Below are 12,839 nucleotides of genomic sequence, written 5' to 3' on the forward strand. Positions count from 1 at the left end.
CGGGTGGCTACACCGGGTCCAGACCTTGGCCGGCCATGCGCCCCGCCTGCTCGCTCTGGTCCTGGGCGCGGCGCGCCTTGTCCGCCAGACGCCTGCGCTGTTCCGGGTCGGTCGCCCGCTCGGCCGCCTCCTTCCACTCCCGTGCCCGGGTCTCCAACTCCCGGGCCCGGCTGCGGTATTCGTCTCCCACACTCATGGCCACTCCTGGGTACTGTGCTGGATCGCCGCAGCCGTGGGCGGTGCCCAGGACCGCGCTTCCGTGCCGTCCGACGACAGCGGCGGACGCCGCCTCGTCGCTGACAGCTTGTGCGATGCCGTGACCGGGGGCATCCGGGGTACGGCCATGCGCGGAGGGCTCGGGGACCCAGGAAGGGGCCGGCCGTCAGGCGCATCCGCCCACCCCCGGAGTGCGGGCCCTGCGCAGGGGGCGCCGGGGTCGTCCCTTTGGAGCAGGCGACCGAGATGTCTGGGGATATTCGGGTAGCAGAACCATGTCATCCGGTACCCGCCGCGCGGGATTCGGCGCGGCCCCGTCAGCCATCCAGAGGAGTTCGAGCACATGGTGATCGCTCATCCCGCTTCGCAGGTCGTCGCCGCGGGGCCTGCCACGGCACTGCTCCTGGTCATCGTGGGACTGGTGGTGGTGGCCGGGCTCCTGGCGATGTTCTGGACCGGCCGCCGCCGAGCCGCCCGCAAGCCCCCGCCCCCGTCCGCGCCGCAGCCGGGCGCCGATTCCTGGGACACCCCTCCGTCGTCCCCCGGCCCCGACGACCACAACGATCGCCGATAGCCGAACCTCGATCGAGGGCGGGCCCGATCGCCACACAAAGGGGGCGCATATCTGCGCTCTTCGGGGTACCTGGGACGTGTCACCACCGAATCCGACGAGGGGTTCCGGGGTGCCGAGAGAACGCCGGTTCACGACGGGCGCGCCCGAGCGCACCGAGCCCGGCCGCAGACGTGACCGTGCTCCGGCCCCGACCGCGCTCCGGCCCCGACCGTGCACCGGCCCCGACCGTGCTGCGGGCCAGATCCGTCAGCTCCGGTACGGCGACGCCACCCCGATCCCTCGCACGTCCTCAGGAAAGGCGCGACCCATGACCGACCCGGCCCGTCGGCAGGACCCGACCGACAAGCACCCCCGGCCCGACCTGCCCCAGCAGGACCAGCAGCACCCCGGATGGACCGGCCCGATGGACCCCCCGCCGGACCACGGTGAGCAGACGTACCGGGGCAGCGGTCTGCTCACCGACCGCAAGGCGGTCCTGACCGGCGGCGACTCCGGCATCGGGCGGGCCGTCGCCCTCGCCTACGCCCGCGAGGGTGCCGACGTCCTCTTCACGTACCTGCCGGAGGAGGAAGAGGACGCCCGCGAGACCGTGCGTCTGGTGGAGGAGGCGGGACGGCGCGCCATCGCGGTGACCTGCGACATCCGCGAGGAGCGGCAGTGCCGGGACCTGATCGACCGGGCGGTCGCCGAGTTCGGGCGCATCGACGTGCTGGTCAACAACGCGGCCTACCAGATGGCCCAGTCCGACGGCATCGAGGCCATCACCACCGAGCAGTTCGACCGGGTGCTGCACACCAATCTGTACGGCATGTTCTGGCTGACCAAGATGGCTGTGCCGCACATCCCGGCGGGCGGCTCCGTCATCAACACCACCTCGGTCCAGGCCTACCAGCCCAGCCCCCATCTGCTCGACTACGCCATGACCAAGGGCGCGATCGTCACCTTCACCAAGGGGCTGGCTCAGATGCTGGCCGAACGCGGGATCCGGGTGAACGCCGTGGCGCCCGGGCCGGTGTGGACCCCGCTCATTCCGGCGACGCTGCCGGACACCGCCGAGTTCGGCAAGCAGGCCCCGCTGGGGCGCCCCGCGCAGCCCGCCGAGATGGCGCCGGCCTATGTCTTCCTCGCCTCCGAGCACGCCAGTTTCATCACCGCCGAGGTGATGAACGCGACCGGCGGCTCGCCGCTCCCGTAAACCGGGCTCGTGGGGCGGGAGTTGCGGAGAGGGAGCAACGCGGGCAGAGCGGCGGGGCGCCGTTCCGCGAGCCGCGTGAGCGCAGGGTGCGACCACGGGATGGGACGTTGAAGAATCTGGGCCGGGCCCCACAGCAGTGGGGGCAGTGGGCGACCTGGGAGTGCGCGGCCGTGGCGCGCTCGGCGCGGCGTGCGCTGAGCGGCCCCGGGCCCGAGCGGGACACCGCCGTCCAGGCGCTGAAGGCCGCCGCGGCCGCGCTCATCGCCTGGGCGCTGGCGGGCTGGTGGTGGAAGGCGCCGATGGCGATGCTGGCGCCCTGGACGGCGATATTCCTGGTGCAGAGCACGGTCTACCGGTCGCTCAAATCCGCGCTGCAACAGTTCGTCGTCGTAGTCATGGGCACCCTCCTGGCGGCGGGCGCCGGCCTGCTGACCGGGGACACCATGCTGGCCATGGTCATCGCACTCCCGGTGACGATGCTCTTCGGCTCGTACGCCCGCTTCGGCACCCAGGGACTCAACGCGCCGACCGCCGCCCTGTTCGTGCTGGTCTACGGCACGTACTCGGGGTTCGACATCATCCACCGGTTCCTGGAGACGCTCCTCGGTGCGGTCATCGGGCTCGCGGTCAACGCCCTGGTGCTGCCTCCGGTCCACTCGCGCAGCGTGCGCCACCTCCGCGGACGGCTGCCCGAGGAGAGTGCCGCGCTGCTGCACGCCGTGGCAGACGGGCTCGGCGACGGTACGTACTCCCGTGACGACGCGCAGGCCTGGCACGACCGGGCGCGGCGGCTCACCGACCGCGTCACCGACCTGCGCACGGCCCGCCGCTGGTCGGAGGAGAGCTACCGCTTCAACCCGGGCCACCGGCTGCGCCGTTCGGCTCCAGAACCTCCGGCGGCCGACTGGGACTTCGCCTGGGACCGGATCACCCAGCACGCCGAGGCGATCACCCGCACGTTGGCGGAGGCCGGCCAGGACCGGTCCGGGCGGACCGTCCTGCCGGTTCCCGCGCCGCGCATCCTGGCCGAACTCCTGGGCGCGGCAGGGGACTTGTGCGAGCTGGACGACCCGCTGGGGGGCTCCGATCCGGCCGATGACGACACGGACGAGGCGCGTCGGCGAAGCCGCGCCCGCCGCGAGGCACTGCGCAGGGCGTACGCCGCACAGGACGAACTGACCTCGCTGTTCCGCGAGCGCGGCGACGCCTCCCAGGACGCCCTGGCCGCCGTCACCGCGGACACGATCCGCCTCCTCGCCGACCTCTCGGCGATCGCGGGACAGGGCCCTGACGACGCGGACGAGGCGGACGAGGCGGACCGGCAGGAGGCCGACGGGTCCGGGGGATAGGCCCGACGGGTCCAGGGCTGGGGCTCCGCAGGACCAGGAGTCTTGAGGAGGTCAGGAACCGTCCCTACGGTGGCGTGCCCACGCCTCGTCACGCAGTTCGGTCCTCAGGAGCACGTCGGCGCCCGTGCAGGCCAGTGCTCCGGCCGCCGCGACCACCACGGCACGGGCGCGCGGCGAGGCGGCCGCCGAGGCGAACTCCGGGGTGTGGTCGGAACCGTCGTCCATGATCGCGACAAAGGGATGGATGGCGGGCACGCGTGTGCTGACGTTGCCGATGTCGGAGGAGCCGAGGAAGACGCCGGGCTCGGGCGGTGTCAGCTCGATCCCCTCCCGCGACAGGTGCTCGGCGAACCGCTCGGACAGTACCGTGCTGTCGCGGAAGTGGTCGTAGCGCAGAGTGGCGCGCTCCACCTCCGCCTTGGTGCCGGTGGCGAGGGCGACGCCTTCCGCCGCGGCCCGCACCTGCCCGACCAGGTCGTCGAGGGCCGAGGTCGTGGCGGCACGGAGGCCGAAGAGGCCCTGCGCGTACTCCGGAACGATGTTGGTGGCGGTGCCGCCCTGGGTGATGATGCCCTGGATGTGGGAGGCCGTCGGCAGCCGCCGGCCGAGCGCGCCGAGCACGTTGAACAACTCGATCAGGGCCGCGAGCGCGTCGATGCCCTCGGTCGGATTGCCGGTCGGGTGCGCGGCCCGGCCGTGGAAGGCCACGCGGTACTGCACCTGGGCGGTCAGCGGCGCCCGCGTCCAGCTGTACACGCCGGGGTGGAACATCAGCGCCGCGTCGACGTCGTCGAACACCCCGGCCTCCGCCTCCAGGACCTTTCCGCCCCCGCCCTCCTCGGCGGGGGTGCCGACGGCCAGCACACATCCGGCCGACTCGCCAAGGACGGCGCGGAGCGCGAGGGCCGCGCCGAGGCCCGCGGCCGCGATGAGGTTGTGTCCGCAGGCATGACCGAGGCCGGGCAGAGCGTCGTACTCCAGCGGCAGGGCCACCGCGGGGCGCCCGCGACCGGAGCGGGCGGTGAAAGCGGTGGGCAGGTCGGCGACGCCGCGCTCCACCACGAAACCGGCCTTCTCCAGTTCGCCCGAGAGCCTGGCGGCCGCCCGGTGCTCGGCGAAGGCGTACTCGGGGTCGCCGTGCAGCCCCACGGCGACCTGCCACAGCGCGTCCGCACGCTCCGCCACCTCCGCACGGAGCTTGGCATGGACATCGGCCTCGACAGTGCGGGTCACTCTGCCTCCTCTGCATCCGGCGCGCGACACCCCGCCGCACGTGTACCCCTGCGGGTGCCACTCTCCGGGCAACACGACACCTACCGGTTTCGATTGCGGCACCCGTGCAACACGACGACCATGACGGCAGGGCCGCCGTCCGGGCCGCAACCGTGCTGGGAGGTACGAATGGATCACTCGCGGGTGCCTGTACTGGAGGCGCTCCAGGAGTTCCGGCGTCGCGGGGACGTGGCGTACGGCCCACCGGGGCACAAGCAGGGCCGAGGCGTCGATCCCCGGGTGGCCGACATCGTCGGACTCGATGTGTTCCGTTCGGACGTCCTCGCCCTCAACGGACTCGACGACCGCCGGCAGTCCCAGGGCGTGCTCAGCCAGGCGCAGGAGCTGATGGCCGACGCGGTGGGGGCCGAGCACGCGTTCTTCTCCACCTGCGGCAGTTCCCTCTCGGTGAAGACCGCCATGCTCTCCGTCGCGGGACCCGGTGAGAAGCTGCTGCTGTCGCGCAACGCCCACAAGTCCGTCATCGCGGCCGTCATCGTCAACGGAGTGCGGCCGATCTGGGTGCACCCGAAGTTCGACGGCGAGCGCCATCTGGCGCACCCACCGGAGCCCGACGACGTACGCCGCCGCCTTGAGCAACACCCGGACGCCAAGGGCATGTTGCTGATCACGCCCACCGAGTGGGGCACCTGCGCGGACGTGACGGGCGTGGCCCGGGTGTGCCACGAGTTCGACGTCCCTCTGATCGTGGACGAGGCATGGGGCGCCCACCTCCCCTTCCACTCCGCGCTGCCTCCGTGGGGCATGAACGCCGAGGCCGACCTGGTGGTCACCAGCGTCCACAAGATGGGTGGCGCGATCGAGCAGAGTTCGGTCTTCCACCTCCAGTACGACCGGGTGTCGCCCGAGGTGCTCAAGCAGCGGGAGGACCTCCTCGGCACGACCAGCGCCTCCTCGCTGGTGTACGCGACCCTCGACGGCTGGCGCCGCCAGATGGTGGAACAGGGCCACGAGCTCCTGGACGGCGCACTGCGACGGGCGCTGCGCGTCCGGTCGGCCCTGGACGATCTGCCGGGCCTGCGGCCGATGGGCCAGGAGGTGGTCGAGGAGGGTTTCGCCGCCTCCTTCGACCCGCTCAAGCTCGTCATCGACGTACGCGGACTCGGCATCACCGGCATGCAGGCGGCGGAGTGGCTGCGCACGCACCGGCATGTGGACGTCGGCGGCTCCGACAGTGGTCGCATCAGCGCCTCCATCACCCATGCCGACAACGACGAGACGGAGAAGATCCTGCTGGACGCGCTGACCGCGCTGGTCGACAACGCCGACTCCCTGGAGAAGCAGAGCCCGGTCCACCGGCCCGCCCCTTCGGACCTGGAACTGGAGCAGGCGATGCTGCCCCGCGACGCGTTCTTCGCCCCCGTGGAGCACGTGCCCGCCGAGCGCGCCGCCGGACGCGTCTCGGCGGAGACGATCAGCCCCTACCCGCCGGGTGTACCCGCCGTCGCCCCGGGCGAGGTCATCACCGAGGCGGTCCTCGACTATCTGCGCAGCGGCGTCGAGCACGGCGTCCTGATCCCCGACGCGGCCGACCCGTCGGTCAAGACGCTGCGGGTGGTGGCCCGGCAGTGAGGTGAACGGGCGGGGTCTCCTTCACCCCCGGGGGCGCGGTGGCGACTCGGGGGTGAGTACCTTCTTGACCCTCACACCGTGTCAGGCGGTCAGCTCGGAGACATCATGTTCACCATTGGAGACTTCGCCCGGCACGGCCGCGTATCGGTCCGGATGTTGCGCCACTACGACGCGACGGGACTGCTGCGCCCGGCCCATGTCGACCCCGCCAGCGGCTATCGCCACTACAGCGCCGCCCAGCTCGCCCGCCTCAACCGGGTCATCGCGCTCAAGGAGCTGGGGTTCACCCTCCAGCAGGTCCGCGACATCGTCGACGACAAGGTCGGCGCGGAGGAACTGCGCGGCATGCTGCGGCTGCGGCGGGCCGAACTGGAGGCCGCGGTGGCTGCCGCGGGCGCACGGCTCGTGCAGGTCGAGGCGAGGCTCCGAGCGATCGAGAGCGAGGGGCGCATGCCCGAGAACGACGTCGTCATCAAGAACGTCCCCACCGTCCGGGTGGCGGAACTGATCGCGACCGCCGCGAGTTACGAGCCCGAGGACATCAGCCCGGTCATCGGACCGCTCTACGAGGAGCTGTTCCGACGTCTGAACACCGCGGGCATCACACCCACGGGCCCCGGTATCGCCTACTACGAGGACGATCCGGAGGGCGCGGGCAGGATCATCATCCACGCCGCGGTCCAGGTCTCGGCTCCCCTCCAAGACGACCCCGTACGCGTCCTCGACCTGCCGTCCCTGGACCGGGCGGCGACCATCGTGCACCGGGGCTCGATGGACACGGTGCTGCCCGCGGCTCAGGCTCTGGCCCGCTGGATCGACGCCAACGGCCATGTGCCGACCGGTTACCCGCGCGAGGTCAACCTGGAGTGCCCGGAGAACCGCGACGACTGGGTGACGGAACTCCAGACACCTCTGAGCAGAGCCTGACCGCCCGCGAGGGCCCCGGCCGTCGGGGCCCTCAGGGTGCGTCCCCAGCCGCCAACTCCCCACATCTGTATGTCAATTGAGGAGGAACGCCCGGAGTGCCGCGAGGAGTTCCGTGGGCGCGTCCACGGCGATGAGGTGCGCCGCGTCAGGGAACTCCACCACTGTGGCGGCGGGTATCCGGGCGGCGTACCGGCGGGCGATGTCCTGGAAGTCGGCGACATCGAGGCGCCCGATCCCCACCAGGGTGGGAACGGTGATGGCGGCGATGTCGCCGTCCGAACCGCCCCGGGAGTGTTCCGCGAGCGCGTCCTGGTTCACCAGGGACGTCCTGACCGGGCCCCGCAGTCGGTCCGCCAGTTCAGGGGCGACATCGTCCCAGTCGCGGTTCGGCCCACGCAGCCACATGTCCAGGTTGACGCCCACCGCGGTGTCCAGGTCTCCCGCCGCCAAGGCCTCGGTCTCGGCCTCGTCGTACGTGATCATCTCCGCGGACCAGTCGTACCCCGGCCACGGCGGGGCCAGCACGGTCAGGGACCGTACGTGGTCCGGGTGGGTGAGCGTGAAATCGACGGCGACGCGGCCGCCCCAGGACGCGCCGACGAGCTGCACGCGTTCGTGGCCGAGATGGTCCAGCAGGCGGCGCAGATCCTCGACCTCGCTGAACGGGCCGGTCGGCGGCGCGGACGCGCCGAAGCCGCGCAGGTCGTAGCAGATGACCGTGTGCCGTTCAGCGAGCGCGGGCGCGACCGCGTCCCACATGTGGTGGTCGGCCACACCGGCGTGCAGGAGTACGACGGGGGAACCGTCGCCGGTGACTGTGTAGGAAAGGTGGCCGAGGTCGTCGGCAAGAGTCAGCATGCGGCGATGTTCGCAGGTCAAGTGCCGAAGAGGACAGTCCTTTTACGTTCCCGACGGTGGCTGTGGGCGCGTTCCCGTCAGGGCGGGCGCGAGCCGCAACGCGACCGCTGCCTGTACTCATGCGGGTGGTTTACGCGGCCTCCCACCTCTCGTTCGCCCTACTTCACGATGCTTGCTGCCTGACGGTGTTCGGTGCAAGCGGATGGAGATGGTGGTCATGGGAAACGGCAGCGTTCTGCTCGCCCTGCGCGAGGACCCACTGGGCGGGGGAGTCGGGACCGAGCAACTGGCGCGCATCGGCAAGGGGTTGGAGGAGGCGGGCCTGGAGGTGCGCTGGGCGAGGACCGCCGAGAGCGCGTGTGCGGCGCTGCGCACCGAACCGGGCTTGAGCGCGGCCATGGTCGCGTGGGAGTTGCCGTCCGAGCCGGGCCGCCCCTATGGCGACGGCGACGCCAAGGCCGGGGGTGGCGGGGATACGGAGCCGGGAGGTGCGGCGGTGCTGCGGCAGATCTCCCGCCGGTTCAAGGACCTCCCGGTCTTCGTGGTGATGGCCGAGGACGCCGACCACGGACTGGACCGGCTGCCGCTGTGGGTGGCCGAGACGGCGGTCGGCTACGTCTGGCCGCTGGAGGACACCCCTTCGTTCATCGCGGGCCGCGTCGCCCGAGCGGCACGCGCCTACGGCGACGCGATCCTGCCGCCGTTCTTCAAAGCCCTGCGGCGCTTCGACGACGCCCATGAATACTCCTGGCACACGCCCGCGCACTCGGGCGGGGTCGCGTTCTTGAAGTCCCCGGTGGGCCGGGCCTTCTTCGACTACTACGGGGAGCGGCTGTTCCGCTCCGACCTGTCCATCTCGGTGGGCGAGCTGGGCTCCCTCTTCGAGCACAACGGGCCCATCGGAGACGCGGAGACGAACGCCGCCCGGATCTTCGGATCCGACCGCACCTACTTCGTCCTGCACGGCGACTCGACCGCGGACCGCATGGTCGGCCACTACTGCGTCACCACGGACGAGATCGCCCTCGTGGACCGCAACTGCCACAAGTCGGTTCTGCACGGCCTCGTGATCTCCGGCGCCCGGCCCGTCTACCTGGTCCCCACCCGCAACGGCTACGGCCTCGCAGGCCCGCTTCCCGCCCGTGAAACCGCTCCCGGGGCGGTGGCGGACAGGATCGCGGCCCACCCCCTGACCCCGGGAGCGGCCTCTCCTCAGGCGCAGTACGCGGTGATCACCAACTCGACGTACGACGGCCTGTGTTACGACACCGTGCAGACCGCGAGAGCCCTCTCGCCCAGCACACCCCGTCTGCACTTCGACGAGGCGTGGTTCGCCTACGCGCGGTTCCACCCGCTGTACGCGGGGCGCTACGGCATGGCCGTGGACGCGGACACCTTCCCGGAGGCGGAGCGACCCACGGTCTTCTCCACCCAGTCCACCCACAAACTGCTGGCCGCCCTCTCGCAGTCGGCCATGGTGCATGTGAAGTCCTCGCCGCGCGCACCCGTCGAACACGACCGCTTCAACGAGGCGTTCATGATGCACGGCACCACCTCGCCGCTGTACCCCGCCATCGCCTCGCTCGACGTGGCGGCGGCGATGATGGACGGCGCGCAGGGGGAGTGGCTGATCAACGAGGCCGTCACCGAAGCCATCCGGTTCCGGCAGACCGTCGTACGCACCGGGCGCCGCATCGCGGCCGCGGGCGACCGACCGGGATGGTTCTTCGGCGTCTGGCAGCCCGAGCACATCACGGACCCGGCCACCGGCTCCCGTGTGCCCTTCGCCGACGCGGCCCCAGAACTGCTGGCCGGCGAACCGGCCTGCTGGGAGCTCGACCCCGAGGCCGACTGGCACGGGTTCGCCGGCCTGAGCCGGGGCCAGTGCATGCTCGACCCCATCAAGGTGACGCTGACCTGCCCCGGCGTCACGGCCGCGGGCGAGAGCCAACCGTGGGGGATCCCCGCCCGCGTCCTCACCGCCTACCTCGCCGAGCGGGGCATCGTCGTTGAGAAGACCGACACCTACACCACGCTCATCCTCTTCTCCATGGGCATCACCAAGGGCAAGTGGGGCACCTTGATGGACGCCCTGATGGACTTCAAGGCCCTCTACGACGCCGAGACCCCGCTGCATCAGGTGCTGCCCCAACTGACCGAGCGCCACCCGCGGCGCTACTCCGGCACCACCCTGAGCGCCCTGTGCCAGGACATGCACGAACACCTCACCCGCGCCGACCTCATCGACGCCCTCGACTCCGCCTTCCAGGACCTGCCCGAGCCCGTCGTGCCACCCCGGCACTGCTACCAGCAGCTCATCCGCGGCGGAACCGAACGCCTGCCCCTCAGCAAAGCCGCGGGAAGGGTGGCGGCTGCCATGGTCACCGTCACTCCGCCCGGAATCCCCGTGCTGATGCCCGGAGAAGCGCTCGGGGCACCCGACGGACCGGTGCTGCGCTACCTCGGCGCCCTGGAGGCGTTCGACCGCGCCTTCCCCGGCTTCCACAGCGAAGCGCACGGCGTGGTCATCGACCCCGAGAGCGGCGACTACCTCATCGAGTGCGTACGGCAGGACGCCCCGCTCTCCGGCTGAAGCGGGCCCGGGTCCCGGGCCTGGGCGCCCGGCTTCGGCGTGGGCCCGGACCCGGTCCGTCCGCCACGCCCCGATGCCTTCGCCGGGAGCTCTAGCGGTCCTGCGGTGTCGTCATCCGGCGGACGGTCTCGACGACCGCGGCCCGCTGCCGGGACCGGCCCTCCGACGGCGCGGCGGCGGAGGGCGACGAGATGCGCGCCATGTCGCCGGCGGCCGTGAACCAGGCCTGGGCCAGGGCGAGCGTCAGATTCAGGATGTCGGCGGGGTCGAGGGCGGGTTCGACATGCCCTCGCCGCTGCGCCGCCGACAGGACGTCCAGCTTGCCCTGCCAGGAGGCCGCCGTGTCCGGGTGGACCTCTCCCGGCCGCTCCAACTGCTTCCAGGTGAGCAGCCGCATCAGGTCGGGGCGCGCCACGAGGTGGTCGAAGAGGGCGCCGGCGTACCGCGGGAGGTCGTCGACGTCGAAGGGCACCGCCTCGGTTCCCTCGGCCACGCAGTGTTCGATCACCCGGTCGAAGAGCTGCTCCTTGTTGCCGAAGTACACATAGATCAGCCGCTTGTTGGCGCCGGCCGCGGCCGCGATGCGATCCACACGGGCACCGGCCAGGCCGTGCTCGGCGAACTCGTGGAAGGCGGCGCCGAGCAGCCGTGTCCTGGTCGCGTTCGAGTCTCCTGCCATGGCCCACACCGTACAGGTAACTAACCGGTTATTGACTTCGGCCATGGAGATCCGCAAGGGGCCAGGACGACCCGGTCCCGGCGGCCGGCCAGGGCCTTTCCGAGGAGCTGCTCGTTGCGGAAGGGGCCATAGCTCTCGGCCGGTACCAAGACCGGCATCGAGTTCACCGACGAGGGCGAGCCGCGCGGCCACAACGGCCGGCCCGATTACATCCGCCACTCCCTGGAGCGCTCGCTGCGCCATCTGCGCACGGACCGCGTCGACCTCTACTACCTGCACCGCGTCGACCCGCAGGTGCCGATCGAGGAGACGGTCGGGGCCATGGGCGAGCTCGTCGCGGAAGGCAAGGCCGGCGCCATCGGGCTGAGCGAGGTGGCGCCCGACACCGTCCGCCGCGCCCACGCGGTCCATGCCGTCACGGCCGTCCAGACGGAGTACTCGCTCTTCGAGCGGGGTATCGAGACCGACGGTGTCGCCGACACCCTGGACGAACTGGGCATCGGCCTCGTCGCCTACTCCCCGCTGGGCCGGGGCTTCCTTTCGGGCGCGATCACCAGCCCCGAGGACTTCGCCCCGGACGACTTCCGGCGCACCGATCCGCGCTTCCAGGGCCTCAACTTCGAGCGCAACCTGGACGTCGTCCGCGAGGTCGGCCGACTCGCGGCCGCCAAGAAAGTCACCGCCTCCCAGCTCGCGCTCGCGTGGGTCATGCACCAGGGAGCCGTCCCGATCCCCGGCACCAAGCGCCGCCGCTACCTGGAGGAGAACCTCGCCGCCACGGACATCGTCATCACCGACGAGGACCTCGCGGCCATCGAGGCCGTCGCCCCGCAGGGCATCGCCGCCGGTGACCGCTACGCGCCCGAGCTCATGTCCACGCTCAACGGCTGACCGCCCCGCTCCCTCGGGAGGCCCTGCCACGGGTGCCCGACTCCCGGTTCGGCGAGGCGCCGTTGGGCCCGGCGGCCGGGAGTCGTCGCCGGCGCCGTTTCGGCCGCCTTTCGGGGTAGACGGGACAGAGACCCGGCCGACGCAAGGCGCACGACGCACGACCTAAGGAGAGACCGTGGCGAAGGACTCATCGCTGAAAGCCGTGGGATGGGCACGCTCCCTGCCGCTGAACAGCGGCGTGAAGGAGGCGAGGGACTGGACGCGTGAGCATCTGGCGACGCTCGACTGGGCCCAGAAGACGCCGGAGGTCATGGACGACGTGTTGCTGACCGTGTCCGAGCTGGTCACCAACGCCCATGTGCACGCCCGCAGCGCGGCACAACTGATCCTCACCTGGGACGAGGAGTGCCTGCACGTCACGGTGCACGACTCTTCACCCCGGCTGCCCGAGCAGCGCGATCCGGACGACGGGGCGCTGGGCGGGCGCGGCCTGATGCTCATCGACGCCCTCTCCGACGAATGGCACGCCTATCCCTGCCCCCGGGGAAAGAACGTCACCGCCTGCTTCCAGCCACCCATGCCTGCCACCACGGAGGTGATCGGGTCCGGATGACGAAGGGACCCGAGGCGCGGCCCCCTGGTGCGGCAACGGGGAGCGCCGACGCGGGAGTCGGAGTGCGGAGGCATCATGA

At 71.5% G+C, this 12,839-nt stretch carries 12 protein-coding genes; 8 read left to right on the top strand and 4 right to left on the bottom strand.

The genetic code is table 11. The annotated features are described in order from the left end of the window. Window positions 1–7: 7 nt before the first annotated feature. The gene (locus tag N4G70_RS26915) at window positions 8–196 is read right to left on the bottom strand and encodes a DUF6381 family protein (RefSeq protein WP_261715309.1); all 189 of its coding nucleotides are present in this window, start codon (window positions 194–196) and stop codon (window positions 8–10) included. Between the two features lie 363 nt (window positions 197–559). Between N4G70_RS26915 and N4G70_RS26920 the strand changes: the two genes are divergently transcribed. From N4G70_RS26920 to N4G70_RS26930, 3 genes are all read left to right on the top strand, one after another. Continuing rightward, window positions 560–790, top strand: coding sequence for a DUF6479 family protein (locus N4G70_RS26920; RefSeq protein WP_261715310.1), 231 nt, complete (start codon window positions 560–562; stop codon window positions 788–790). Window positions 791–1,097: 307 nt separating this feature from the next. Further along, the gene (locus N4G70_RS26925; protein WP_261715311.1) at window positions 1,098–1,985 is read left to right on the top strand and encodes an SDR family oxidoreductase; all 888 of its coding nucleotides are present in this window, start codon (window positions 1,098–1,100) and stop codon (window positions 1,983–1,985) included. A 107-nt stretch (window positions 1,986–2,092) separates the two neighbouring features. Beyond that, window positions 2,093–3,334, top strand: coding sequence for an aromatic acid exporter family protein (locus tag N4G70_RS26930; RefSeq protein ID WP_261715312.1), 1,242 nt, complete (start codon window positions 2,093–2,095; stop codon window positions 3,332–3,334). A gap of 51 nt (window positions 3,335–3,385) precedes the next feature. On the opposite strand, the gene N4G70_RS26935 is transcribed toward N4G70_RS26930, so the two are convergent. Then, on the bottom strand, window positions 3,386–4,567 hold the full coding sequence (locus N4G70_RS26935; protein ID WP_261715313.1) for an amidohydrolase: 1,182 nt from the start codon (window positions 4,565–4,567) through the stop codon (window positions 3,386–3,388). Window positions 4,568–4,735: 168 nt separating this feature from the next. On the opposite strand from N4G70_RS26935, the gene N4G70_RS26940 reads away from it, so the two are divergent. After that, the gene (locus N4G70_RS26940; RefSeq protein ID WP_261715314.1) at window positions 4,736–6,199 is read left to right on the top strand and encodes an aminotransferase class I/II-fold pyridoxal phosphate-dependent enzyme; all 1,464 of its coding nucleotides are present in this window, start codon (window positions 4,736–4,738) and stop codon (window positions 6,197–6,199) included. A 105-nt stretch (window positions 6,200–6,304) separates the two neighbouring features. Continuing rightward, window positions 6,305–7,126, top strand: a complete 822-nt coding sequence (locus tag N4G70_RS26945; RefSeq protein WP_261715315.1) for a MerR family transcriptional regulator — start codon at window positions 6,305–6,307, stop codon at window positions 7,124–7,126. A gap of 72 nt (window positions 7,127–7,198) precedes the next feature. On the opposite strand, the gene N4G70_RS26950 is transcribed toward N4G70_RS26945, so the two are convergent. Then, entirely contained in the window at window positions 7,199–7,984 is a 786-nt protein-coding gene (locus N4G70_RS26950; protein ID WP_261715316.1) for an alpha/beta fold hydrolase, read from the bottom strand. Window positions 7,985–8,201: 217 nt separating this feature from the next. Between N4G70_RS26950 and N4G70_RS26955 the strand changes: the two genes are divergently transcribed. Beyond that, on the top strand, window positions 8,202–10,577 hold the full coding sequence (locus N4G70_RS26955; RefSeq protein WP_261715317.1) for an Orn/Lys/Arg decarboxylase N-terminal domain-containing protein: 2,376 nt from the start codon (window positions 8,202–8,204) through the stop codon (window positions 10,575–10,577). Window positions 10,578–10,668: 91 nt separating this feature from the next. On the opposite strand, the gene N4G70_RS26960 is transcribed toward N4G70_RS26955, so the two are convergent. Next, a complete protein-coding gene (locus N4G70_RS26960) occupies window positions 10,669–11,256 on the bottom strand; it encodes a TetR family transcriptional regulator (protein WP_261715318.1) in 588 nt (195 codons plus the stop codon). 156 nt (window positions 11,257–11,412) lie between these two features. Here N4G70_RS26960 and N4G70_RS26965 point away from each other — a divergent pair, with 156 nt between their 5' ends. Together N4G70_RS26965 and N4G70_RS26970 are read left to right on the top strand one after the other, a co-directional pair. After that, entirely contained in the window at window positions 11,413–12,147 is a 735-nt protein-coding gene (locus N4G70_RS26965; RefSeq protein ID WP_261715421.1) for an aldo/keto reductase, read from the top strand. A 175-nt stretch (window positions 12,148–12,322) separates the two neighbouring features. Next, window positions 12,323–12,760 carry an ATP-binding protein gene (locus N4G70_RS26970; protein WP_261715319.1) on the top strand — a complete coding sequence of 146 codons (438 nt, stop codon included), beginning with the start codon at window positions 12,323–12,325 and terminating at the stop codon, window positions 12,758–12,760. Window positions 12,761–12,839 lie beyond the last annotated feature (79 nt).

This window comes from Streptomyces sp. ASQP_92, assembly GCF_025399895.1.
In the GTDB taxonomy this organism is placed as follows: domain Bacteria; phylum Actinomycetota; class Actinomycetes; order Streptomycetales; family Streptomycetaceae; genus Streptomyces.

Excerpts from the sequence above, each read along its gene's own strand:
- N4G70_RS26950 (WP_261715316.1), bottom strand. The coding sequence starts at position 7,984 with ATGCTGACTCTTGCCGACGACCTCGGCCACCTTTCCTACACAGTCACC.
- N4G70_RS26940 (WP_261715314.1), top strand. The coding sequence starts at position 4,736 with ATGGATCACTCGCGGGTGCCTGTACTGGAGGCGCTCCAGGAGTTCCGG.
- N4G70_RS26960 (WP_261715318.1), bottom strand. The coding sequence starts at position 11,256 with ATGGCAGGAGACTCGAACGCGACCAGGACACGGCTGCTCGGCGCCGCC.
- N4G70_RS26955 (WP_261715317.1), top strand. The coding sequence starts at position 8,202 with ATGGGAAACGGCAGCGTTCTGCTCGCCCTGCGCGAGGACCCACTGGGC.
- N4G70_RS26925 (WP_261715311.1), top strand. The coding sequence starts at position 1,098 with ATGACCGACCCGGCCCGTCGGCAGGACCCGACCGACAAGCACCCCCGG.
- N4G70_RS26915 (WP_261715309.1), bottom strand. The coding sequence starts at position 196 with ATGAGTGTGGGAGACGAATACCGCAGCCGGGCCCGGGAGTTGGAGACC.
- N4G70_RS26920 (WP_261715310.1), top strand. The coding sequence starts at position 560 with ATGGTGATCGCTCATCCCGCTTCGCAGGTCGTCGCCGCGGGGCCTGCC.
- N4G70_RS26945 (WP_261715315.1), top strand. The coding sequence starts at position 6,305 with ATGTTCACCATTGGAGACTTCGCCCGGCACGGCCGCGTATCGGTCCGG.